At 64.3% G+C, this 21,460-nt stretch carries 24 protein-coding genes and 1 pseudogene; 18 read left to right on the top strand and 7 right to left on the bottom strand.

All coding sequences use genetic code 11. The features are described 5' to 3' along the window. Nucleotides 1-1,116 precede the first annotated feature (1,116 nt). The 4 genes from GWG67_RS23295 (at nt 1,117) to GWG67_RS23310 (ending at nt 3,836) form a co-directional block, all read left to right on the top strand. The gene (locus GWG67_RS23295) at nt 1,117-1,671 is read left to right on the top strand and encodes a TetR/AcrR family transcriptional regulator (RefSeq protein WP_275171674.1); all 555 of its coding nucleotides are present in this window, start codon (nt 1,117-1,119) and stop codon (nt 1,669-1,671) included. A 52-nt stretch (nt 1,672-1,723) separates the two neighbouring features. Beyond that, nucleotides 1,724-2,917, top strand: a complete 1,194-nt coding sequence (locus GWG67_RS23300; protein WP_275171675.1) for an MFS transporter — start codon at nt 1,724-1,726, stop codon at nt 2,915-2,917. A gap of 139 nt (nt 2,918-3,056) precedes the next feature. After that, nucleotides 3,057-3,476: a DUF4118 domain-containing protein gene (locus GWG67_RS23305; protein WP_275171676.1), complete on the top strand. Its 420-nt coding sequence runs from the start codon at nt 3,057-3,059 to the stop codon at nt 3,474-3,476. A 150-nt stretch (nt 3,477-3,626) separates the two neighbouring features. Continuing rightward, entirely contained in the window at nt 3,627-3,836 is a 210-nt protein-coding gene (locus tag GWG67_RS23310; RefSeq protein WP_275171812.1) for a hypothetical protein, read from the top strand. A gap of 257 nt (nt 3,837-4,093) precedes the next feature. Here the strand turns inward: GWG67_RS23310 and GWG67_RS23315 are convergent, their stop codons facing one another. Next, nucleotides 4,094-5,065 carry a LysR family transcriptional regulator gene (locus GWG67_RS23315; RefSeq protein WP_275171677.1) on the bottom strand — a complete coding sequence of 324 codons (972 nt, stop codon included), beginning with the start codon at nt 5,063-5,065 and terminating at the stop codon, nt 4,094-4,096. Nucleotides 5,066-5,185: 120 nt separating this feature from the next. On the opposite strand from GWG67_RS23315, the gene GWG67_RS23320 reads away from it, so the two are divergent. The 9 genes from GWG67_RS23320 to GWG67_RS23360 all read left to right on the top strand — a co-directional run bounded on the left by GWG67_RS23320 (nt 5,186) and on the right by GWG67_RS23360 (nt 14,341). Continuing rightward, entirely contained in the window at nt 5,186-6,223 is a 1,038-nt protein-coding gene (locus GWG67_RS23320; protein WP_275171678.1) for a class 1 fructose-bisphosphatase, read from the top strand. Nucleotides 6,224-6,235: 12 nt separating this feature from the next. Beyond that, entirely contained in the window at nt 6,236-7,111 is an 876-nt protein-coding gene (locus tag GWG67_RS23325; protein ID WP_275171679.1) for a phosphoribulokinase, read from the top strand. A gap of 16 nt (nt 7,112-7,127) precedes the next feature. Beyond that, complete coding sequence (gene tkt / locus GWG67_RS23330) at nt 7,128-9,149, top strand: transketolase (RefSeq protein ID WP_275171681.1); 2,022 nt, start codon at nt 7,128-7,130, stop codon at nt 9,147-9,149. Nucleotides 9,150-9,163: 14 nt separating this feature from the next. Then, on the top strand, nt 9,164-10,249 hold the full coding sequence (gene fba, locus GWG67_RS23335; protein WP_275171682.1) for a class II fructose-bisphosphate aldolase: 1,086 nt from the start codon (nt 9,164-9,166) through the stop codon (nt 10,247-10,249). A 31-nt stretch (nt 10,250-10,280) separates the two neighbouring features. Further along, nucleotides 10,281-11,741: a form I ribulose bisphosphate carboxylase large subunit gene (locus GWG67_RS23340; protein WP_007594836.1), complete on the top strand. Its 1,461-nt coding sequence runs from the start codon at nt 10,281-10,283 to the stop codon at nt 11,739-11,741. Between the two features lie 11 nt (nt 11,742-11,752). After that, complete coding sequence (locus tag GWG67_RS23345; protein WP_007594833.1) at nt 11,753-12,160, top strand: ribulose bisphosphate carboxylase small subunit; 408 nt, start codon at nt 11,753-11,755, stop codon at nt 12,158-12,160. Between the two features lie 98 nt (nt 12,161-12,258). Beyond that, nucleotides 12,259-13,194 carry a CbbX protein gene (gene cbbX, locus GWG67_RS23350; RefSeq protein WP_275171684.1) on the top strand — a complete coding sequence of 312 codons (936 nt, stop codon included), beginning with the start codon at nt 12,259-12,261 and terminating at the stop codon, nt 13,192-13,194. After that, complete coding sequence (gene rpe / locus GWG67_RS23355; RefSeq protein ID WP_275171686.1) at nt 13,191-13,928, top strand: ribulose-phosphate 3-epimerase; 738 nt, start codon at nt 13,191-13,193, stop codon at nt 13,926-13,928. Before cbbX ends, rpe begins: the two co-directional genes overlap by 4 nt. Before the next feature lie 200 nt (nt 13,929-14,128). Then, the gene (locus GWG67_RS23360; RefSeq protein ID WP_275171687.1) at nt 14,129-14,341 is read left to right on the top strand and encodes a hypothetical protein; all 213 of its coding nucleotides are present in this window, start codon (nt 14,129-14,131) and stop codon (nt 14,339-14,341) included. Between the two features lie 114 nt (nt 14,342-14,455). Here the strand turns inward: GWG67_RS23360 and GWG67_RS23365 are convergent. Continuing rightward, nucleotides 14,456-15,292 (bottom strand): annotated as a pseudogene (locus tag GWG67_RS23365) (universal stress protein). A 204-nt stretch (nt 15,293-15,496) separates the two neighbouring features. Between GWG67_RS23365 and GWG67_RS23370 the strand changes: the two are divergent. Both GWG67_RS23370 and GWG67_RS23375 read left to right on the top strand, forming a co-directional pair. Continuing rightward, the gene (locus GWG67_RS23370; RefSeq protein ID WP_275171688.1) at nt 15,497-17,035 is read left to right on the top strand and encodes a Do family serine endopeptidase; all 1,539 of its coding nucleotides are present in this window, start codon (nt 15,497-15,499) and stop codon (nt 17,033-17,035) included. Between the two features lie 251 nt (nt 17,036-17,286). Further along, entirely contained in the window at nt 17,287-17,664 is a 378-nt protein-coding gene (locus tag GWG67_RS23375; RefSeq protein WP_275171813.1) for a hypothetical protein, read from the top strand. Nucleotides 17,665-17,670: 6 nt separating this feature from the next. On the opposite strand, the gene GWG67_RS23380 is transcribed toward GWG67_RS23375, so the two are convergent. Both GWG67_RS23380 and GWG67_RS23385 read right to left on the bottom strand, forming a co-directional pair. After that, entirely contained in the window at nt 17,671-17,988 is a 318-nt protein-coding gene (locus GWG67_RS23380; protein ID WP_275171689.1) for a DUF6496 domain-containing protein, read from the bottom strand. An 83-nt stretch (nt 17,989-18,071) separates the two neighbouring features. Further along, nucleotides 18,072-18,302, bottom strand: coding sequence for a DUF3072 domain-containing protein (locus GWG67_RS23385; protein ID WP_275171690.1), 231 nt, complete (start codon nt 18,300-18,302; stop codon nt 18,072-18,074). A 115-nt stretch (nt 18,303-18,417) separates the two neighbouring features. Here GWG67_RS23385 and GWG67_RS23390 point away from each other — a divergent pair, with 115 nt between their 5' ends. After that, nucleotides 18,418-18,639, top strand: a complete 222-nt coding sequence (locus GWG67_RS23390) for a hypothetical protein (protein ID WP_275171691.1) — start codon at nt 18,418-18,420, stop codon at nt 18,637-18,639. Between the two features lie 18 nt (nt 18,640-18,657). Then, on the top strand, nt 18,658-18,867 hold the full coding sequence (locus GWG67_RS23395) for a hypothetical protein (RefSeq protein ID WP_039799669.1): 210 nt from the start codon (nt 18,658-18,660) through the stop codon (nt 18,865-18,867). Between the two features lie 134 nt (nt 18,868-19,001). On the opposite strand, the gene GWG67_RS23400 is transcribed toward GWG67_RS23395, so the two are convergent. Together GWG67_RS23400 and GWG67_RS23405 are read right to left on the bottom strand one after the other, a co-directional pair. Further along, entirely contained in the window at nt 19,002-19,250 is a 249-nt protein-coding gene (locus GWG67_RS23400) for a hypothetical protein (protein ID WP_275171693.1), read from the bottom strand. A gap of 95 nt (nt 19,251-19,345) precedes the next feature. Next, entirely contained in the window at nt 19,346-19,603 is a 258-nt protein-coding gene (locus GWG67_RS23405) for a hypothetical protein (protein ID WP_275171695.1), read from the bottom strand. Nucleotides 19,604-19,741: 138 nt separating this feature from the next. On the opposite strand from GWG67_RS23405, the gene GWG67_RS23410 reads away from it, so the two are divergent. Then, nucleotides 19,742-19,963, top strand: a complete 222-nt coding sequence (locus tag GWG67_RS23410) for a hypothetical protein (protein ID WP_275171697.1) — start codon at nt 19,742-19,744, stop codon at nt 19,961-19,963. Here the strand turns inward: GWG67_RS23410 and GWG67_RS23415 are convergent. After that, nucleotides 19,960-21,450 carry an HWE histidine kinase domain-containing protein gene (locus GWG67_RS23415; RefSeq protein ID WP_275171698.1) on the bottom strand — a complete coding sequence of 497 codons (1,491 nt, stop codon included), beginning with the start codon at nt 21,448-21,450 and terminating at the stop codon, nt 19,960-19,962. The genes GWG67_RS23410 and GWG67_RS23415 overlap by 4 nt on opposite strands. Nucleotides 21,451-21,460: the final 10 nt, after the last annotated feature.

The following is a 21,460-nucleotide window of genomic DNA, read 5'->3' on the forward strand; positions in this document are numbered from 1 at the left end:
GAGCGCCTCACTGCCCGACGGGCAAAACACCTGCAGGGGTGTCAATCCCACCGCGCAAAAATATTCCACTTTACCGAAATTCGGAAATGGCGTATGTGTCGGTCATCCCGGCTCATCCTTGAGGGGCGATCTCGTTGTCGTCTTGATTGCGAGCCGGGTTGCGATGGACGCGGCAGCGTCGGCATGAGAGGTGCGGGCAGGGCGGGTAGTCCTTGTGAGCCCGTGGCCACGTGCGGACGAGCGGCGCTGTGAAGTTCGTCTCGTCGGTATTTCGATGGCTACGTGCACGATGCCGTCGAACCCTGCGGCGAAATGGCGAATGCGCGTACGGCAAAACCGTGTGGTCCTGGCCGTCGTTGCTACGGTCAAGCTGTCGCGGAGGTGTGTGCGAGCCCAACCGGGCAGACAGCATCATCCAATTCGCGAGGCGAGGGAGGCCAGAAGGAAAGTTCGGCTCCCGGGAGAGCACGGCATAAGCCGTCCGACCATCGCGCAGGGAAGGCCGAGTGATTGGCTACACCTGTATGCTGCTGTGCGGTTTTCCTGCGTGTGCTTTTCGCGCAGCGGACCGCGGGTGCCAGCCGGCACCCGGCCTTCCCTGCGCCCTCTTGGACAAGAGGGTGAAGTGACGAAGCAAGGCTCGGGCGAATTGCGCCGCGAGGACGCGAAGCTGTGTCTGCGGCTACACACTCCCTGTCATCGCCCGGCTTGACCGGGCGATCCAGTACTCCGAGACAGTTATGATTGAATCGCGAAGCCGCGGCGTACTGGATTCCCCGCTTTCGCGAGGAATGACAGTGGTGCTGGGAGGACGAAGCCGTCACCTCAAACTCCGTCATTGCGAGCGCAGCGAAGCAATCCAGTCTGCCGCCGCAGAGGGATTCTGGATTGCTTCGCTGCGCTCGCAATGACGATCTAGAGAGAGTGTCCGGCAAACCCTCCCTGGGACGACGCCGGAGTTGGTGGCGATCAGTTCGACTCAAACCCCGATCACAACCAATTGCTTTTCGAGCGTCTTATTTGGAAACAATCATTCCCTATTATCCCGCAATGCAAAAGACCGCCCGCAAATCCCGTTCCGTCGTCCGTCCGCCCGGCCGTCCCCGGGAGTTCGACATGGACACTGCGCTCGACAGGGCGGTCCGCGTGTTTTCCGAGCGTGGTTATCATGCCACCTCGATCGGCGATCTCACCGCGGCGATGCGGCTGGCGACCGGCAGCGTCTACAAGGCGTTTCGCGACAAGCATGCGGTGTTTCTCGCCGCCTTCGAGCGCTACGTCGTGTTGCGCCAGGAGCAGACGCGCCGCGCCGCGGCGCAGGGCGGCACTGGCCGCGAGCGGCTCCGCAACCTGCTGCTGTCGTATGTGGAGCACTCCCAGGGCAGCGAGGGGCGGCGCGGCTGCCTCGTGGTCGGCAGCGCGGTCGAATTGTCCGCGGTCGATCCGGTGGTCGCCGCGCTCGTCAGCGCGCGGCTCGAGACCAACGAAGGCTTCATCGCCGGCCTCATTCGCGAGGGGCAGGCCGACGGCTCTATACCCCGCCATGTCGCCGCCGACGACACCGCGCGGCTGATGATCTGCATCACGCAGGGTCTGCGCGTCGTCGGCAAGGCGCGTCTTTCGCTCGACGGCAAGCGCCTGGTCGCCGTCGCGATGAAGCTGCTCGCCTGAATTTTTTGTCATATTAGGAAACAATCGTTTCCGATATCTGGAGACCGCGTGAATGACGATGAATGCCACGATCGAGACCGCGCCCGAGCCGGATGCGGTGTCGCAGCGACTGACCTTTGTGCTTGCCGCGGCCTGTGGCATGGTCGCCGCCAACATCTATTACGCCCAGCCGCTGATCGCCCCGATCAGCGCCGCGCTCGGCCTGTCGCACGCGGCGGCGGGGCTGATCGTCACCATGACGCAGATCGGCTACGGCGTGGGCCTTCTCTTCATCGTGCCGCTCGGCGACCTCGTCGAGAACCGTACCCTGATCTGCTCCGTCATCACGCTCGGTGCGGCAGCCCTGCTCGCTGCGGGGTTCTCGTCCCACGCGCTGCCGTTCCTGATCGCCGCGCTGTTCATCGGGCTCGGCTCGGTCGCGGTGCAGATCATCATTCCCTATGCGGCGCATCTCGCGCCGGCAGCCATTCGCGGCCGCGTCGTCGGTAACGTCTCGACCGGCCTGATGCTCGGCATCATGCTGGCGCGGCCGGTGTCGAGCTTCGTCACGGCGATGCTGTCGTGGCACGCGGTGTTCTTCTGCTCGGCCGCGCTGATGATCGTGCTCGCAGCCGTGCTCTGGATGACGCTGCCGAAGCGCAACCCGGTCGCGCGCATGCACTACGGCGAGTTGCTGCTGTCGATGCCGCATCTGGTGCGCACCACGCCGCTGCTGCGCCGACGCGCGCTCTACCAGGCCAGCCTGTTCGGCGCCTTCAGCCTGTTCTGGACCGTGACGCCGCTGCTGCTCGCGAGCGAATTCGGATTCACGCAGCGTGGCATCGCGCTGTTCGCGCTTGCCGGTGTCGCCGGCGTGTTCGCGGCCCCGATCGCCGGGCGGCTTGCCGATCGCGGCCATAGCCGCATGGCAACATTGGTCGCGCTGCTGCTCGCGGCCGTGGGCTTCCTGATCACGCATGTCGGCGCGGCTGGATCGGTGTTGAACCTCGCCTGCCTGGTCGTGGCCGCGATCGCGATCGACATCGGCGTGCAGGGCAACGTCGTGCTCGGCTTCCGCGCGATCTTCGCGCTGGGGCATGAGCATCGCAGCCGCCTCAACGGCCTCTACATGGCGACGTTCTTCACCGCGGGCGCGGCGGGCTCGGCGGTCGGCGCCTGGGCATTTGCGCAAGGCGGCTGGACGCTCGCATCGGCCATTGGCCTCGCGCTGCCCATCGCAGGCCTGATCTATGCGGCCACCGAGTAGGGGGCGCGGTGGTCCAAATTGTGCGATCCGGCCCGTTTACCAACGCCGTCCGGCCGGCAATTTCCGCCTCGCAGTTTCCCTGCCGGTGTAGTACTTTGGTCGCAAGCGAGCCTGGTTAACGGGCGGCAGGGGGAGGCTGATGAGGCGTGCGGGGCTGGTTGGCGTAGCGCGGGTACGACCGTGGTCGTGGCAGGCGTTCCTGCTTGGATTCGTCGTTGTCGCAATGTCGGCTGCGCTCCAGGGCGTCTGTGTCTCGCTCGGCGCAAAACTCTATTTCGCGGCGTTCCTGCCCGGCCTGTTCGTGCTCGGTCTTGTCGCGGGCGCACCGGCGGCGGCGTTCGCCTCGGTGCTCACCATTCCGCTGGTGTGGTGGGCGTTCATGCCGCCCTTCTTCGAGTTCAGTTCGCTGACCAGCGCGCATGCCGATTCCATCAAGCTGTTCTGCCTGCTCGCCGTGCTGGTGATCGGCCTTGCCGATCTCTGCCGCGCGACGATGGCGATCATCAGCCGCGGCGGGTTGAAACCGCGAAACGAGAGCGCGGCAACGAATTCGCAATAGATCGGCACTGCGCGGCCGCGCGCGTTGCGCGCAGGCAACAGTCCGGAAACCATTCGCGCGCTTGCCGCGCGACGCTAACTTTTCGAAAAAGATTTGGCCGCAATTTCTCCCCCGGGAATGACGAGGGAGTTTTCGGACATGAACGGCCAAATCACCGGCCAAGTCACCGGTCACGCCATCTTGGAGAATGTGCGCCGCTACCGCGGCATCGCATCGCTCTATCGCCAGACCGCTGCATTCCGCCCGGGCCAGAGCTGGTCGCTGCTGGAGCAGGCGAGGGATTGGGAAGCGCGGGCGCTGCTGGAGCTGGAAGCCTATTTCGCCGCGCGGATGGATTACGCCGCGACGCGTGCGGCCTGATCGTTAACCATCGGCGCGGCCTTGGGCAGGCCCGCCGAAGGCTCGGTCGTGGGGGCGTGCACGGAAAACACGGGGCGACTACGGAGTTATCTCGACGCCCGCTTATGCTAGCAACGTCCCGACCGAGACATCCCAATTCGGCCGGGGCAAGCGATGACCACCTTCAACCGCATCTTCACGACCGAGCGCCTCCTCCAGATCATCGTCATTCTGGCGGCCACGGTCGCGATGAAGCTGATGGGCTGAATTTCGACGGGCTATTGCGCGCCGAATTCGGGCAATTCGGGCAGATAGTTCGCCCCCTCCGAGCCCAGAAAATCGAACATCGCCTGCGCCGGCGGCAACAGCACCTTGTCGCTGCGGCGGATCACGTACCATTGCCGCACGATCGGCAGCCCCGCGACGTCGAGCACGACGAGCCGGCCCTCGGTGAGCTCGTGCGCCACGGTGTGGGCCGAGATGAAGGCGATGCCGAGCCCGGCGATCACAGCCTGCTTGATGGTCTCGTTGCTGCTCATCTCCATGCCGATGATCGGCTCGAGATCCGACCTCTGGAACATGCCTTCCATCAATGTCCGCGTGCCCGAGCCGGGCTCGCGGGTGAGGAAGGTCTCGTGCACGAGGTCGGTCAGGTTGAGGCCGGAATCCTTCTCCAGCCAGTGCCCCTTGCGTGCGACGATGATATGCGGATTGCGCCCGAGCTGACGGACGTCGACGCTGACATCGGCCGGTGGCCGACCCATCACCGCGAAGTCGAGGTCGTAGCCGTGCATGGCCTCGCGGATCTCCTCGCGATTGCCGATGGTGAGCTTGAGCTCGATCTTCGGATACCGCTTCGAGAACGCCGCGATCGCGTGCGGCACGAAATATTTTGCGGTCGAGACCGCGCCGAGATGCACCGTGCCGCCGGTCCGCCCGGCGAGCAGGTCGAGCGCGCCCTGGCAGTCGGCGATTGCGGCTTCGACGCGCTCGGCGAGGGTAAGCACCTCCTTGCCCGCCTCCGTGAGCAGCATGCCGTCGCCGGTCCGCTGCAGCAGCGGCAGGCCGGCGAGATCCTGAAGCTGGCGCAGTTGCTGGGTCACGGCCGGCTGCGTCAGGCCGAGCTGGGTCGAGGCTGCCGTGACGCTGCCCTTCGCCGCTAGCGCCCCAAGCGAGCGAAGCTGCCGGATCGTCAGATGCCGGAGCTGTGCCGCTGAATGGGCATTATAAGATATTTCTTTGGCGCTCATTATGAATAGAAATTTTCCTTATTAAGCCGCCCCTGTCAATCTCGTCGTTGTTGGCACTGACCGCACCGACCTCCAGCGAGGAGGGAACTGGATACGGCACCAGCAAAGGGATGGACGCAGATGACCGGGCAATTCAGGCTGGACGACCACCTTCAACGGTATTCGGAGACGGCGCCGCATGCGCTGGCCGTGGCGGCCGCGGTCGACGCCATCGCGGCGGCCGCGATCGAGATCGCCGATCTCATCGCCACGGGAGATCTCGCCGACGCATCGGGCCTGACCACCGGCCGCAATAGCGACGGTGACGTCCAGCGCGATCTCGACGTGCAGGCGGATGCGATCCTGCGCCGCTGTCTCGGCAAGCTGCCCATCGCGGCACTGGCGTCAGAGGAGATGCGCGAACCCCAGATCGGTGACCGCGCGGCGAAGATCTGCGTTGCGATCGATCCGCTCGACGGCTCCTCCAACATCGACATCAACATGACCGTGGGCACGATCTTCTCGATCCTGCCTGCGCCCGATGATCTCGCGCTCGCCTTCCACCAGCGCGGCTCGGCGCAGCTCGCAGCGGGGTTCGTCACCTACGGCCCGCAGACCTCGCTGGTGCTGACGCTCGGCGAGGGCGTCGACATCTTCACGCTTGACCGCAAGTCCGGTTGCTTCCGTCTCGCCCGCAGCGCCGTGCAGATCTCCGAGACCTGCGAGGAGTTCGCGATCAACGCCTCGAACCGGCGGCATTGGGAACAGCCGGTGCGCGCCTTCGTCGACGAATGCCTCGCCGGTGTGGAAGGGCAGGCCAACCACAATTTCAACATGCGCTGGGTCGGCTCGCTGGTTGCCGAGGCCTATCGCATCCTCACCCGCGGTGGCGTCTTCCTCTATCCCTCCGATGCACGGCCCGGTTATGGCGACGGCCGCCTACGCCTCGTCTACGAGGCGCACCCGATGGCTTACATCATCGAGCAGGCCGGCGGCTCTGCTTCGACCGGGCGCGAACGCATTCTCGAACTCTCGGCGCAGAGCCTGCATCAGCGCGTGCCGCTGATCATGGGTTCGAGCAACGAGGTGCAGCGCGTCGAGGAACTGCATTGCGATCCCTTGCTGGTCGCCAGCGTCTCAGCACCGCTGTTTGCGCGGCGCGGCTTCTTCCGGCTGTAAGCGAGGCATCCCATGTCCAGGAAGCATCCGATCATCTCCATCACCGGCTCCTCCGGCGCCGGCACGACGTCGGTCAAGAAGACCTTCGAACAGATCTTCTTCCGCGAGAAGGTCAACGCCGCCTACATCGAAGGCGATGCCTTCCATCGCTACGATCGCGCCGAAATGCGCATGCAGATGGCCAAGGAGGCCGATCGCGGCAACAGGCATTTCAGCCATTTCAGCCCCGAGACCAACCTGTTCGAGGAGCTGGAGCGGGCGTTCCGCGACTATGGCGAGACCGGCACGGCGACGACGCGGCACTATGTCCACGATGCCGAGGAATCCGCGCTGCATGGCGCCGCACCCGGCACCTTCACAGAATGGAAACGGCTGCCGGAGAGCTCCGACCTGCTGTTCTACGAGGGCCTCCATGGCGCCGTCGTCACCGACAAGGTCAATGTCGCGCGCTATGCCGACCTCAAGATCGGCGTCGTGCCCGTCATCAATCTCGAATGGATCCAGAAGCTGCACCGCGACCGCAGTGCGCGAGGCTACTCGACCGAGGCCGTCACCGACACCGTTCTGCGGCGGATGCCCGACTACATCCACTACATCTGCCCGCAGTTCTCCGAGACCGACATCAACTTTCAGCGCGTGCCGACGGTGGACACCTCCAATCCGTTCATCGCGCGCTGGATCCCGACGCCGGACGAATCGATGGTCGTGATCCGCTTCAAGAACCCGCGCGGCATCGACTTCCCGTATCTGCTCTCGATGCTGCCGCAAAGCTGGATGTCCCGCGCCAATTCGATCGTGTGTCCCGGCGCGAAGCTCGATCTTGCCATGCAGCTCATCCTGACGCCGCTGATCATGCAGCTGATCGAGCGCAAGCGAAACCTGAAGTGAACGAGGGGAGAATCCGATGAACATCTCCGTCCACGCCGACGCCGACCTCACGGCGGTATCGCATAGCGATGTCGCCAACGCCGTCCGCTTCCTCGCGGTCGACGCCATCGAGACTTCGCAGTCCGGCCATCCCGGCCTGCCCATGGGCATGGCCGATGTCGCGACCGTGCTGTTCTCGCGATTCCTGAAATTCGACTCGGCTCACCCCAATTGGCCAGACCGGGATCGCTTCGTGCTGTCGGCGGGCCATGGCTCGATGCTGCTCTACGCGCTGCTGCATCTGACCGGCGGCGATGTCAGCCTCGACGACATCAAGGCCTTCAGGCAATGGGGCTCGAAGACGCCGGGCCATCCGGAATATGGCCATACGCCGGGCGTCGAGACGACGACCGGTCCGCTGGGGCAGGGGATTGCGACCGCGGTGGGCATGGCACTCGCCGAGCGGATGGGCAATGCGCGGCATGGCGACGGCCTCGTCGATCACTTTACGTATGTGATCGCCGGCGACGGCTGCCTGATGGAAGGCATCAGCCAGGAAGCGATTTCGCTCGCCGGCCATCTCGGGCTCGGCCGCCTGATCGTGCTGTTCGACGACAACGGCATCTCCATTGACGGGCCGACGTCGCTTGCGACGTCCGACGACCAGCTCGCGCGCTTCGCTGCCTCCGGCTGGTCGGTGCGCCGTGTCGATGGGCACGATCCCGAAGCAGTTGCGCAGGCGATTGCCGAGGAGCGTGAGAGCGCAAGACCGTCGCTGATCGCCTGCCGCACCATCATCGGCTATGGCGCGCCGGATCGTCAGGGCACGGAGAAGGCGCATGGCGCGCCGCTCGGCATCGAGCAGACGGCGGCGGCGCGGCGAACTCTCGGCTGGGACTATCAGCCCTTCGTGGTGCCCGTCACGATCATCAAAGCATGGCGGATGATCGGACAACGCGGGCAGGTCGAGCGTCTCGCCTGGCTCGATCGCTATGAATGCGCGACGCCCGAGCAGCGCGATCTGTTTGTCGAGGGCAAGGCGGTTGCCCTGCCGAACGCCTATGCCCAGGCCTCGGCGAAATTACGCGAACGCTTTGCGACCGAGCGTCCAAAGCTCGCGACGCGGCAGGCTTCGCAACAGGTGCTCGACGGCATCGCCGGGACCATTCCCGGATTCGTCGGTGGCTCGGCGGACCTGACGCATTCGAACCTGACGCATGCGAAGGCGCAGACCCCGGTCAAGCGCGACGCGTTCGCCGGCGATTACATCCATTATGGCATCCGCGAGCATGGCATGGCCGCCGCAATGAACGGGCTCGCGTTGCACGGCGGCTTCGTTCCCTATGGCGGCACCTTCCTCGCCTTCTCCGACTATAGCCGGCCGGCGATCCGCCTTGCCGCCTTGATGCGGATCCGCGTCATTCATGTGATGACCCATGACTCCATCGGGCTGGGCGAGGATGGCCCCACGCACCAACCGGTCGAGCATCTCGCAGCGCTCCGCGTCATTCCGAACCTGCTTGTGTTCCGGCCGGCCGACGCGGTCGAGACGCTGGAAGCATGGGACTGCGCGCTCCAAGCTGAAAATCGTCCCTCCGTGCTGTGCTTGTCCCGCCAGGCCCTGCCGACTTTCCGCAGCGATGCGCGCGGTAGAAACCGGGTCGCGCGCGGCGCCTACCTCATCGTCTCGCCCGAGGGCGGCCGCGACGTGACGCTCATCGCAACGGGTTCGGAAGTGTCCATCGCGCTGGAAGCGGCTCGCCTGCTCGCCACCGAGCACGTCCGCGCGGCCGTGGTCTCCGCGCCCTGCTTCGCGTTGTTCGAGGAGCAGCCGGAGGACTACCGCGCTGCCGTGCTCGGCACGGCGCCACGGATCGGCATCGAGGCGGCAGTCGCCGGTGGTTGGCATCGATGGATCGGCACTGACGGCGAATTCGTCGGCATGCGAGGCTTCGGTGCTTCGGCGCCCGCGCCAGTGCTCTACCGCGAATTCGGCATCACGCCGCAAAGCGTTGCGGAAGCCGCCCGGCGGGCGATTGCCCGCACAGACAAGCAATAACAGGAGGAATTGTCGTGGCCCGTATCACCCTTCGTCAGCTGCTCGACCACGCCGCCAGTCACGGCTACGCGGTGCCGGCGTTCAACATCAACAACATGGAGCAGGGCATCGCGATCATGCAGGCGGCGGCCGAGGTCGACGCGCCGGTCATCATCCAGGCTTCGCGCGGCGCGCGCAGCTATGCCGGCGACCTCATGCTCTCGCACATGATCGACGCGCTGGAGCGGACCTATCCGGACATCCCGCTCTGCATGCACCAGGACCATGGCAATGACGAGGCGACCTGCGCGTCCGCGATCGCCCATGGTTTCACCTCGGTGATGATGGACGGCTCCCTCAAGGCCGACGCCAAGACCGCGGCCGATTACGACTACAACGTTGCGATCACCCGCCGCGTCGTCGATCTCGCGCATTGGGTCGGTGCCTCCGTCGAAGGCGAGCTCGGCGTGCTCGGCTCACTCGAGCATGGCGGTGGCGAGCAGGAAGACGGTCACGGCGTCGAAGGCACGGTCAGTCACGACCAGCTGTTGACCGATCCCGACCAGACGGTCGACTTTGTCCGCGCCACCAAGGTCGATGCGCTCGCGATCGCGATGGGCACCTCGCACGGCGCCTACAAGTTCAGCCGCAAGCCGGACGGTGACATTCTGGCGATGCGGGTGGTCGAGGAGATTCATCGCCGGCTGCCGAACACGCATCTCGTGATGCACGGCTCTTCCTCTGTGCCGCAGCCGCTCCAGGACATGTTTAACCAGTTCGGCGGCGAGATGCCGCAGACCTGGGGCGTGCCGGTCGAGGAGATCGTCCGCGGTATCAAAAGCGGCGTGCGCAAGGTCAATATCGACACTGACTGCCGGCTGGCAATGACCGCGGTGTTCCGGAAGGTCGCCGCGCAGACGCGATCCGAGTTCGATCCGCGCAAATTCCTCAAGCCCGCGATGGATGCGATGCGCGAGCTCTGCCGCGACCGCTTCGAGCAGTTCGGCACCGCTGGCCACGCCAGCAAGATCAAGGTCATTCCCTTGAGCGAGATGGCGCGGCGCTACCGCGCCGGAGAACTCGATCCCAGCGTCGACGCCCGCGAGTCCGTCGCGGCCTAATCATTCAGAGAGAGAAGAGCAGGAGAGAGCCATGAATGCACATGCAGGAACCGTCCGCGGCAAGGAAAGATATCGCTCGGGCGTCATGGAATACAAGCGCATGGGCTATTGGGAGCCTGACTATGTGCCAAAGGACACCGATGTCATCGCGCTGTTCCGCGTTACGCCGCAAGAGGGCGTCGACCCGATCGAGGCCTCGGCCGCAGTCGCCGGCGAATCCTCGACCGCAACCTGGACGGTGGTGTGGACCGACCGCCTGACCGCCGCCGAGAAGTATCGTGCGAAATGCTACCGCGTCGATCCGGTGCCGGGCACGCCGGGCTCGTATTTTGCCTACATCGCCTATGACCTCGACCTGTTCGAGCCTGGTTCGATCGCCAACCTCTCGGCCTCGATCATCGGCAACGTGTTCGGCTTCAAGCCGCTGAAGGCGTTGCGGCTGGAGGACATGCGCTTCCCGGTCGCTTATGTGAAGACGTTCCAGGGACCGGCAACCGGTATCGTGGTCGAGCGCGAGCGGCTCGACAAGTTCGGCAGGCCGCTGCTCGGCGCGACCGTCAAGCCCAAGCTCGGCCTCTCGGGCCGCAATTACGGTCGCGTGGTCTACGAGGCGCTGAAGGGCGGGCTCGACTTCACCAAGGATGACGAGAACATCAACTCGCAGCCCTTCATGCACTGGCGCGACCGCTTCCTCTATTGCATGGAGGCGGTGAACCGCGCGCAGGCGGCTTCCGGTGAGGCGAAGGGCACCTACCTGAACATCACCGCGGGAACGATGGAGGACATGTACGAGCGCGCCGAGTTCGCGAAGGAGCTCGGATCGTGCATCGTCATGATCGATCTCGTGATCGGCTACACCGCAATCCAGTCGATGGCGAAATGGGCGCGGCGCAACGACATGATCCTGCATCTGCATCGCGCCGGTCACTCGACCTACACGCGGCAGAAAAGCCATGGCGTGTCGTTCCGCGTCATCGCAAAGTGGATGCGGCTTGCCGGCGTCGACCACATCCACGCCGGCACGGTGGTCGGCAAGCTCGAAGGCGACCCCAACACCACGCGCGGCTATTACGATGTCTGCCGTGAGGACTTCAATCCGACCAAGCTCGAACACGGCCTGTTCTTCGACCAGTCCTGGGCGAGCCTGAACAAGATGATGCCGGTCGCTTCCGGCGGTATCCACGCCGGCCAGATGCACCAGCTGCTCGACCTGCTCGGCGAGGACGTCGTGCTCCAGTTCGGCGGCGGCACCATCGGCCATCCCATGGGCATCGCGGCCGGCGCGATCGCCAACCGCGTGGCGCTGGAAGCGATGATCCTCGCCCGCAACGAGGGCCGCGACTACGTCCATGAAGGTCCCGAAATTCTGGCCAGGGCGGCCGAGACCTGCACGCCGCTAAAGGCTGCGCTCGAGGTCTGGAAGGACGTCACCTTCAACTATGAATCCACCGACACGCCGGACTTCGTGCCGACCGCGCTCGAAACCGTTTGAGGAGATTTGTCATGAAGCTGACCCAAGGCTGCTTCTCGTTCCTGCCGGATCTGACCGACGATCAGATCACCAAGCAGGTGCAGTATTGCCTGACCAATGGCTGGGCGGTGAACATCGAGTTCACCGACGATCCGCATCCCCGCAACACTTATTGGGAGATGTGGGGCCTGCCGATGTTCGATCTCCAGGACGCCGCCGGCGTGATGATGGAGCTCGCCGAATGCCGCAGAGTGTATGGCGACCGCTACATCCGCCTCAGCGGCTTCGACTCCAGCCATGGCTGGGAATCGGTGCGGATCTCGTTCATCGTGAACCGCCCGCCGCAGGAGGCCGAGTTCGAGCTGGTGCGGCAGGAGGTGGGCGGACGCGCGATCCGCTACACCACCGTGCGCCGGCAGCCCGCGCACGCGCCAACCTAAGTCATTCTCCTCCGCGCGGAGCACTCCCTGCTCCGTTTCCTTGGCGGACCACTGCTTCGCCGCTCCCCCGCGGCGAAGCCCTTTTCTTCGAGGTGCCGATGCTGGATGTCCCCCACCCCTTGACCACTGAACCCGGCGAGACCAGTTTCGATCTCCGCAAGGAGGCCGAAGCGGCTGGAATCACCGGCACGCTGCAGCAGCTCGAGCAGGAGCTGATCGGATTGAAGCCGGTGAAGAACCGCGTGCGCCAGATCGCGTCGCTCCTGCTGATCGAACGCATCCGGCAGCGTGCGGGGTTGGCTTCCTCGCCGCCGACGCTGCATATGTCGTTTACCGGAAATCCCGGCACCGGCAAGACGACCGTCGCGCTGCGCATGGCAAAGATCCTGCACGGCCTCGGCTTCGTGCGACGCGGGCAGGTGATCTCGGTGACGCGCGACGATCTCGTCGGCCAGTATATCGGCCACACCGCGCCGAAGACCAAGGAGATCCTGAAGAAGGCGATGGGCGGCGTGCTGTTCATCGACGAGGCCTATTATCTGCACCGTCCCGACAACGAGCGCGACTACGGCCAGGAGGCGATCGAGATTCTGCTTCAGGTTATGGAAAACCAGCGCGAGGACCTCGTCGTGATCCTTGCCGGCTATGGCGAGCGGATGACGAGCTTCTTTGCGTCAAACCCCGGCTTCCGCTCGCGCATCGCGCATCACATCGACTTTCCGGACTATGCGGAGGCCGAGCTGCTCGTCATCGCGGAGCTGATGCTGAAGGAACGGGGTTATCGCCTCTCGGCGGCGGCGCGTGAGGCGTTCGAGAAATACATCGCACTGCGACGGACCCAACCGTTCTTCTCCAATGCGCGCTCGATCCGCAACGCCGTCGACCGCATCCGCCTGCGGCAGGCCGATCGCCTGGTGTCCGATCTCGATCGCATGCTCGAGATCGCCGACCTCGAAACGATCGATCCCATGGACGTCCTGGCGAGCCGCGTGTTCAGCGGCGGTGCGGACGCGCAGAGGAGTGCGAAGCCATGACGAGAGAAATCCTCATCGCGCCGTCGATCCTGGCCGCGGATTTTGCGCGCCTCGGCGAGGAGATCGTAGCGATCGACGCAGCGGGCGCCGACTGGATTCATTGCGACGTCATGGACGGGCATTTCGTTCCGAACATCAGTTACGGCGCCGACGTCATCAAGGCGATCCGGCCGCTGACGAAGAAAATGTTCGACGTGCATCTCATGATCGCGCCGGCCGATCCCTATCTCGAAGGGTTCGCGAAGGCCGGCGCGGATATCATCACGGTGCATGCCGAAGCCGGTCCGCACCTCGATCGCTCGCTCCAGGCCATCCGCGCGCTCGGCAAGAAAGCCGGCGTCAGCCTGTGTCCCGCGACTCCCGAAAGCGCGATCGAATATTTGCTCGATCGTCTCGACCTCGTTCTGGTGATGACGGTCAATCCGGGTTTTGGCGGCCAGTCCTTCCTCGAGTCCCAGTTCGAGAAGATCGGGCGCATTCGAAGCATGATCGGCGACCGGCCGATCCGGCTCGAGGTTGACGGCGGCATCACCCGCGACAATGCCGCTGCCGTGGCCGCTGCGGGCGCCGATACGCTTGTGGCGGGATCAGCGGTGTTTCGCGGCAGGAGCAGCGCGGACTATGCCGGCAACATCGCGGCCATCCGCGCTGCTGCGGAGGCCGGCAGGGTTCCGAACCTGCAACATAGTTCGGCGCGGACGCTCCGAGCCGGTGAACCCGCGCTCATCCGATGACCCGCAACGCCTGGCCATTGGCCCGCGGTAAGGTTCCCAAGCGTTGAACCCGCGCTGATTGGAACTTTCCCCTGAATGCGCCTTTGCCTAAAACAGGCGAGTCGAGGCGCGTGGCGGGCGCAGCAAATCTTTTGCATAGCCGCCATCGCCCTGACGCAAATTAGGGCAATAAGCTCTCTGTGAATGCGAGGGAGGGTCTCATGGATAACGTACGTCGCTACCGTGCGCTGGCGTCCCTCTGTCGTCAGCAGGCCGCCTATCGGCCGCTCCAGAGCTGGGAACTGCTCGGCCAGGCCGAACATTTCGAGTATCTCGCCGAAGTCGAACTCAAGGCGCATTTCGACGCGTGCAATGCGCCACACGAAGAGGACGGCGTCGAGGCCACGGCGTGGGAGAGGCCCGCCGCGGCGTGACGGTCCAAATTGTTCGAATATGACCTGAACTTGCCGACGCCGACACCGCTCTAGGACGCGGTTGTCAGCCGGAACGACAGGGCTTGTACCGGCCCGACCTGGGTCTGCCCTCGATTAATGCGACATCAGCGTCGGGACGGTCATGGCTTCCAGCATGGCGCGGGTGACGCCGCCGAGGAACCGCTCCTGCAATCGCGAATGGCCGTAACCGCCCATGACCAGAAGATCGAGGCTCTCATCGGCTGCCAGCGACAGCATGGTCGGCTGAATGTGAGAGCGCGCGGCCCACAGGTTGACCGTGCGGGTCGATAGTCCACGCCGGCCGAGATGCCTTGCCAGATTGCGCGTCGAGACCTCGTCGGGAATCGTGTCTGTTTCGTTGATCGCAATGATCACGATCTGCTCGGCGCGGGCCAGGAATGGTGCGGCGTCGCGCACAGCGCGCGCGGCGAGGCGGCTGCCATCCCAGCAGATGCCGATCCGTTTCGCCTTGAACGCTCCATGGAAAGTGTAGGGCAGGAAAAGCACCGGGCCGCCCGCCTAGAACAGGATCTCGCGGGGCACATCGTTGTCGAGTGAGCCTTGCGCCGGATCCGGCTGGAGCACGATGCTGAGATCGTGCAGCCGCGCCATCTCGCCGAGCAAGCCGACCGCATCCCCCGGCATCGCCCCGAGTGGGTGGCATGTGTAGGAAATGCCGGCGTTCATCGCTTCGATCTTGAACACCGCGAGCGCCGCCTCGGCCCGCTCCACTGCGCTTTCGCGCTCCATCTCGAACACCGCGGCCACGGCGGCGCCGCCCTCCATGATATAGGCCGCGCTGGTTGCCACATAACCAACCGCGACTGCATCCAGATGGGCGTTGAGACCCGCTGCGAGCGAGATCGAGCCATCGATCACCGGGCGCATCGGGCGCTCGGTGGGGATGTGGACGAGAATGTCTTTGTACATGACGCGCCTCCGATGGATTCCATCCGGTGGCCGCAGTCTTTCACGGTGCGCAGGGCTCGCGTTGAGCTGCATCAAATGTGCAGCCTCGACTTTTGTCGACGGCCCCGGCCACTTTGCCAAGATTTAATCGCGTGGACGGGACGCTGTAAGGTGGCGTCCGCCATGTTGGGTGCAAGGCGACTTACCCAACATGGACATATCGACATGAACGATCGCGTCAATTCCGACACCACCGCGTCCCGCAAGATCCTTAGACCGCGCCGGCTCGCGCTGCTCGGCACCGTGGCCGCGCTTGGCCTGGCCGTGCTGGCGACTGCCCCCGGCTCTTCGCCGTTCAGCGCGACCTCCTTCATTGCGCCTGCCCAGGCCGCGGAGAGCGCCGCGACACCGCCGGGCTTCGGCGACCTCGTCAGCAAGGTCAAACCCGCCGTCATCTCGGTCCGGGTCAAGATCGACCAGGACAACGATAAGAGCGCGATGCTGAAACAGAACCGCATGGATTCGGACGAGCAGACGCCGTTCGACCAGTTTTCGCGGCAATTCGGCTTCCGCGGCCCGGGTGGCATGGAGGGCATGCCGCGCCAGCGCCGCCAGATGATCACGGGTGAGGGCTCCGGCTTCTTCATCTCCGCCGACGGCTATGCCGTGACCAACAACCACGTCGTCGATCACGCCGAGTCGGTGCAAGTGACGATGGACGACGGCACGATCTACAGCGCGAAAGTGGTCGGCACCGATCCGAAGACGGATCTCGCGCTGATCAAGGTCGAGGGCAAGAAGGACTTTCCGTTCGTCAAATTCTCCGACCAGAAGCCGCGTATCGGCGACTGGGTGGTCGCGGTTGGCAATCCCTTCGGCCTCGGCGGCACCGTGACCGCCGGCATCGTCTCGGCCAGCGGCCGCGACATCGGCAACGGTCCTTATGATGACTTCATCCAGATCGACGCGCCGATCAACAAGGGTAACTCCGGCGGCCCGGCCTTCGACATGAATGGCAACGTGATCGGCGTGAACACTGCGATCTTCTCGCCCTCCGGCGGCTCGGTCGGCATCGGCTTCGACATTCCGGCCTCGACCGCAAAGCTCGTCGTCGCACAGTTGAAGGACAAGGGCGCGGTCACACGCGGCTGGCTCGGCGTGCAGGTGCAGCCGGTCACGTCGGACATCGCCGACAGCCTCGGCCTCAAGGAGGCGCGCGGCGCGATCGTCGACAATCCGCAGGACGGCAGTCCGGCGGCGAAAGCGGGCATCGAGGCGGGCGACGTCATCACCGCCGTCAACGGCACCGCGATCAAGGATTCCCGCGATCTCGCCCGCACCATCGCCACCCTGGCGCCGGGCACGTCCGTGAAGCTCGATGTCGTCCACAAGGGCGACAGCAAGACGGTGACACTGGCGCTCGGCGAGTTGCCGAACGAGCGGCAAGCTAGAGCCGACGAGGGCAAGTCGCAGCCAGATGCCGGCATGCCGCCGCGTCTCGGGCTCAGCCTGGCTCCGGCCGGCGACGTGCAGGGCGCCGGCCAGAAGGGCGTCGTCGTCACTGAAGTCGATCCGCAAGGGCCGGCCGCGCAACGCGGCATCCAGACCGGCGACGTCATCCTCAATGTGGGCGGCAAGGCCGTCGCCAATATCGGCGATGTCCGTTCGGAGCTGGCGCAGGCGAAATCGTCCGGCAAGCGCAGCGTGCTGCTGCAGGTCAGAAACGCGCAGGCGACCCGGTTTGTCGCGGTGCCGCTCGCATAAATCGAACGTCGATCAGCGCAAATCCAAAAAGGCGGCCCTCGGGCCGCCTTTCCTGTTCGCCTCCAGGATTCCGGATGCCCGCCGATAACATTCTCGTTAACGGCAGGGAGGATGACCCGGTTCGTCCGAAAAAGCCGTGTTCGCTCGTCACAGTTGCGGATGTTGTGGACTCGGCGGCAATGAAGCCGCCGGGACGATTGCAAGCGTGGAACTTCGAACTTGCCGCCGCTGAGCCGGCCGGCAATTCGTATTTGATCGGTGCCGACATGGATCGATTGAAGCTCTCGCTGAGGACTGCGCTGCTCGTGGCGCCCCTCGTGCTATGGGGTGGAAACGCTCTCGGGCGCGACGACGGCCGCTACGCGGACTCACCTCTCAAGCCGTGGTTCGACGGCCTGCGCAGCCATCTCGGTCCGTGCTGCTCGGATGCGGATGGGTTTGCCGTCGCCGATCCCGACTGGGACTCGCACAATGGACATTATCGCGTACGGCTCGACGGCGAATGGGTCGAGGTGCCGGACGAAGCCGTGATCACCGAGCCGAACCGGGCCGGCCGCACCATGGTGTGGCCGGTGAAGACCGCGTTCGGCGTTTCGATCCGCTGCTTCATGCCGGGCAGCATGATCTGACAGAGGTTAGCGCGACCGTTTGGAGGATTTGCGCTTCGACGTTTTCTTCGAACTCTTCTTGGATGTTTTCCGAGTTGTCTTCTTGGACGATTTCTTCGACGTTTTCTTTGACGTCTTCCGCTTTGCGGCTTTCTTTGGGACCTTCTTGCCCTTCTTGCGCGCTTTCGACAGGCCGATCGCGATTGCCTGCTTGCGGCTCTTCACGCGTCCGCCTCGACCGCCCGGTCCGCTTTTCGCGGTACCCTTCTTGTAGCGCTTCATCTCGCTTTCGACATCGCTGCCGGAGCTGCGCGAGTAGCGGCGCTTCTTTGGCTTGCGTGCCATGCATGTTCTCCCTTGGCCGGGGAAAACCATCCGGGACAGGCATAGTTCCGAAAGCGCGCATGCAACGGGGATACGCGACCTACCTAGAACGAATCCGCCAACTCGATCTCCGCTTCCAGCACCTGAATGCGCCGTGCTGCCTCGCTGGAGGACAGATCCCGCGCATATTGCGCGGGTTGATACGCCTCTTCGCTCAGCCGTTTCAGCCGGAGGCCCTGCGCCCGCGTCATCTGCTCGGTGAGGAAAGCCTTGGCGGTGAGGGAAGTCTTGTCGGTTAGGAAAGTCTTGGCGTCGTATTTACCTTGAACCTGCATGTCGCTTCTCCCTTCTGAAATCGTGACTTGACTATATGTTCTTATTTTGTTCTAACAAGTCATGGACAACAGAATTAATGAAATTCGACGTAAAATCAGCGCCTTGAGGCTGGAAATGGCCGATATCGAGGTGTCCGTCCGCGAACTCGTCGACCGCGAGCACGACTGCACAGAGAAGGCCCTGGCGCAGATGGATCTGCGCCGGAAAATCAATCTGCTGATCTGCGAATGGAAGGCTGCGGGTGGCGGCGATGTCTTGCCGAATGTCCGCGACAGGATGCGCCTTCGTTCCGCGAAGACGTCAGGTAGTCCTCTGCGCGTGATCGCGCGCCGCTGAGAGCTTTGGGAGCGCACGGTGGAGGAAGACCCGGATGCGTACCGGATTCTCAAGCTGCGCGCCGAGATTCTCGAACTGGGCTCTGCGATCCGGCAGCTGCAACGCGAGGGGCTCGACGACGCCGCGGCCCAGCTCTTGATCGCGCGCAAGCGAGCGCGACTCGATCATCTGGTGAAATCCGATCCCGCCGGCGTTCATCCTGACATCCTGGGCAGCCATCGTAGCTGAAGCCTGCGCGCAGCGCGACATGCGGGGCTCCTCGATACCGCATGTTGACGAACCGGCCCGAGAAAAGTTCGTTCGAACGCCAAAGCAAAAAGGCCCCGCGGTAGCGGGGCCTCCGTGAGTTCGACGAACAACACCTACTTGGTGTTGCTCATGCCGCTCTTGTTGTTCGTCATGGTGCCGCCCTGGTCGGAGCCGGGGCCAGAGCCGCCCTGACCGGAGGGATCAGCCCCCTTGGAGGACTTGGTGTTGGCGCCCGTGGTGGTCTGCGACGACGACATCGAGGATCCGTGTTTTGCCTTGTGCGACTTGGCCTGCACGGCGAACGGTGCGGCGGCGAGGCCGGTGGCCAACATCACGGCAAGAGCGAGCTTGGTGGTCTTCATGTGCGGGAACTCCCTGAGTTGAATTGACGCAGGCAGCCAACCGCTATTCGTCGCAGGAGTTCCGAACAAAGGAGTTCCGGCAAATCACCAAGACTTCAAGATTGCTTGTCTTCTGTGAGGATGAATACGAGGCCGGTGAGTGTCGCGCCGATCGCGAACGTCGTCACCAATGTGAGGGCAAAAACGGCAACGGCCTGTCTTCCGCCGTGGCTCAGCAAATTGGCGACGTCTGGATTGGACAGCACGAGCAGGAGACTGAAAGCCAGCCCTAAGGCTGCGCCCATCATCGCGTGCGTCATCAGCTTGACGAGCCCGCTGGGAGAGATCAGGTCCGACGACTTTTTCGTGCGCATGGAACTCTATCCCGATCTCGCATGCAACGCATGCGACACGCGCCGGTTCCACCCGCATGAACGAATTGTCATCGCCCGCTTCATCCGACGTTCATGCCGGGCCTGCAAGAATGAGCGCGCAACACGGGAACATTCGATATGGGTAAGGTGGTCTTTCTCTATCGCTCTCTGGCTTATCGCAACGCCGCCGCGGACATCCTCCGCAAAGCGCGCAAGCTGCCCCGCGGCGCGGAGCGAAGCGCAGCGCGCCGCTATGCCAAGGCGCTGCGCGATCTCGCCCAAACTGAAGCCTGGCTCGAAGGACGCGTCGCGCGCGAAGCGCGAACGACGCAACGCAGGAAGAGTGCGGCGTCCGCTTAACCGGATGCGCGCTGCAATTCGGCGGAGCTGGCGGCTTCAAAGTTGCCGGGCCCGGTTGTCGCGGCAGTCTTGCGGACCAACGGCACCTCGAGCCGGCACAACAGACCCTCGGCGCGCCAATCGAATCGCGCCTGCCCGCCGAGCTGGGACTCGACGCTCGCAAGCAAGCTCCGCGTACCAAAGCCGCGGGATTTCGGCGTCATCACGAGCGGACCGCCGGATTCCTCCCAGGTCAGCGTGAGCAGCTCTTCCTCGACCTGCCAGCCGATCGCGAGCCGTCCCGTCCGCGTCGAGAGCGCGCCATACTTCGCCGAGTTGGTGAAAAGTTCATGCAGCGCCAGCGCCAGCGTCTGGGCGGTTGCCGGCAGCAACTGAACTTCGGACCCCGCCAATTTGATCTGGCCACCGAGGGAATAGGGCGCGAGCTCCTCGTCGATCAGCTTCGAGAGTTCGGCACCCTGCCAGCTCGACAGCGACAGGATCGTATGCACGCGCGCCAGTGCATTGATGCGTCCCTCGACGGCGCTGACATAGGCTTTGACCTCGTCGGCGCGGGTGAGGCGCACGATCGATTGCGCCAGCGCCAGCGCATTCTTGGCGCGATGATCGACTTCCCGCGCCAGGAGAGTCTGCCGTTCCTCGGCGCGCTTGCGTTCGGTGATGTCCACCGTCACGCCGCTGACGCGCATGACCCGACCGCTATCGTCAACCGTGGCGGCGGCCGTGCCGACACACCAGCGCACATCGCCGCCGGGCCGCACGATGCGGAACTCCGTTTCATAGGAGCGTGTGCCCTTGTTGAATTCGGCGATCGCCTTGCGCAACTGATCGACGTCATCCGGATGCAACAGCGCCTGAACGTTGGCCGGGTTCACCTCGAAGCTCTCCGGGCCAACACCAAAAATGCGGTATTGTCCCTCATCCCACATCCAGTCGCCGGTGATCCAGTCCCAGTCCCAGGAGCCCATCTTGCCGGCGGCGATCGCCATGCTGCGCCGCTCTTCGCTCTCGCGCAGCTTTGCGGTGGAATTCTCCAGTTCGGCGGTGCGTGCACGCACGCGGTCCTCGAGATCCTGGTTCAGCCGTTCGAGTTCGCGCGTCTTGCGATAGAGCTCTGCAAACACCTTGACCTTGGCGCGCAGCACCTCCGGCACGACCGGGACCGGGACGTAGTCGACGGCGCCCATCTCGTAGCCGCGCAGACGGTCGATGTCGCTGACTTGAATGGCGGAGATGAAGATCATCGCGGTCTTCTGGAAGCGCGGGTGCTCGCGGATCATCGCGGCGAGCTCGAAGCCGTCGAGCTCGGGCATGCAGACGTCGACCAGGATCACCGCGATCTCGGTCTTGAGCAGCACCTCCAGAGCCTCGCGACCGGACGAGGCGATCACGAGGTTCTGGCCGAGATCCTTCAGGATCACCTCATAGGCGAGCAGCTTGGCCGGCTGGTCGTCGACGAGGAGGATGTTGACCTTTTCGTGGTCCATACGGGCATCC

The organism is Bradyrhizobium sp. CSS354 (genome assembly GCF_029051725.1).
GTDB lineage: Bacteria > Pseudomonadota > Alphaproteobacteria > Rhizobiales > Xanthobacteraceae > Bradyrhizobium.

Coding starts and splice junctions, on each gene's coding strand:
- GWG67_RS23295 (WP_275171674.1), top strand. CDS start 1,117: ATGGACACTGCGCTCGACAGGGCGGTCCGCGTGTTTTCCGAGCGTGGT.
- GWG67_RS23300 (WP_275171675.1), top strand. CDS start 1,724: ATGACGATGAATGCCACGATCGAGACCGCGCCCGAGCCGGATGCGGTG.
- GWG67_RS23305 (WP_275171676.1), top strand. CDS start 3,057: ATGAGGCGTGCGGGGCTGGTTGGCGTAGCGCGGGTACGACCGTGGTCG.
- GWG67_RS23315 (WP_275171677.1), bottom strand. CDS start 5,065: ATGAGCGCCAAAGAAATATCTTATAATGCCCATTCAGCGGCACAGCTC.
- GWG67_RS23320 (WP_275171678.1), top strand. CDS start 5,186: ATGACCGGGCAATTCAGGCTGGACGACCACCTTCAACGGTATTCGGAG.
- GWG67_RS23325 (WP_275171679.1), top strand. CDS start 6,236: ATGTCCAGGAAGCATCCGATCATCTCCATCACCGGCTCCTCCGGCGCC.
- tkt (WP_275171681.1), top strand. CDS start 7,128: ATGAACATCTCCGTCCACGCCGACGCCGACCTCACGGCGGTATCGCAT.
- GWG67_RS23340 (WP_007594836.1), top strand. CDS start 10,281: ATGAATGCACATGCAGGAACCGTCCGCGGCAAGGAAAGATATCGCTCG.
- GWG67_RS23345 (WP_007594833.1), top strand. CDS start 11,753: ATGAAGCTGACCCAAGGCTGCTTCTCGTTCCTGCCGGATCTGACCGAC.
- cbbX (WP_275171684.1), top strand. CDS start 12,259: ATGCTGGATGTCCCCCACCCCTTGACCACTGAACCCGGCGAGACCAGT.
- rpe (WP_275171686.1), top strand. CDS start 13,191: ATGACGAGAGAAATCCTCATCGCGCCGTCGATCCTGGCCGCGGATTTT.
- GWG67_RS23360 (WP_275171687.1), top strand. CDS start 14,129: ATGGATAACGTACGTCGCTACCGTGCGCTGGCGTCCCTCTGTCGTCAG.
- GWG67_RS23370 (WP_275171688.1), top strand. CDS start 15,497: ATGAACGATCGCGTCAATTCCGACACCACCGCGTCCCGCAAGATCCTT.
- GWG67_RS23380 (WP_275171689.1), bottom strand. CDS start 17,988: ATGGCACGCAAGCCAAAGAAGCGCCGCTACTCGCGCAGCTCCGGCAGC.
- GWG67_RS23385 (WP_275171690.1), bottom strand. CDS start 18,302: ATGCAGGTTCAAGGTAAATACGACGCCAAGACTTTCCTAACCGACAAG.
- GWG67_RS23390 (WP_275171691.1), top strand. CDS start 18,418: ATGGCCGATATCGAGGTGTCCGTCCGCGAACTCGTCGACCGCGAGCAC.
- GWG67_RS23400 (WP_275171693.1), bottom strand. CDS start 19,250: ATGAAGACCACCAAGCTCGCTCTTGCCGTGATGTTGGCCACCGGCCTC.
- GWG67_RS23405 (WP_275171695.1), bottom strand. CDS start 19,603: ATGCGCACGAAAAAGTCGTCGGACCTGATCTCTCCCAGCGGGCTCGTC.
- GWG67_RS23410 (WP_275171697.1), top strand. CDS start 19,742: ATGGGTAAGGTGGTCTTTCTCTATCGCTCTCTGGCTTATCGCAACGCC.
- GWG67_RS23415 (WP_275171698.1), bottom strand. CDS start 21,450: ATGGACCACGAAAAGGTCAACATCCTCCTCGTCGACGACCAGCCGGCC.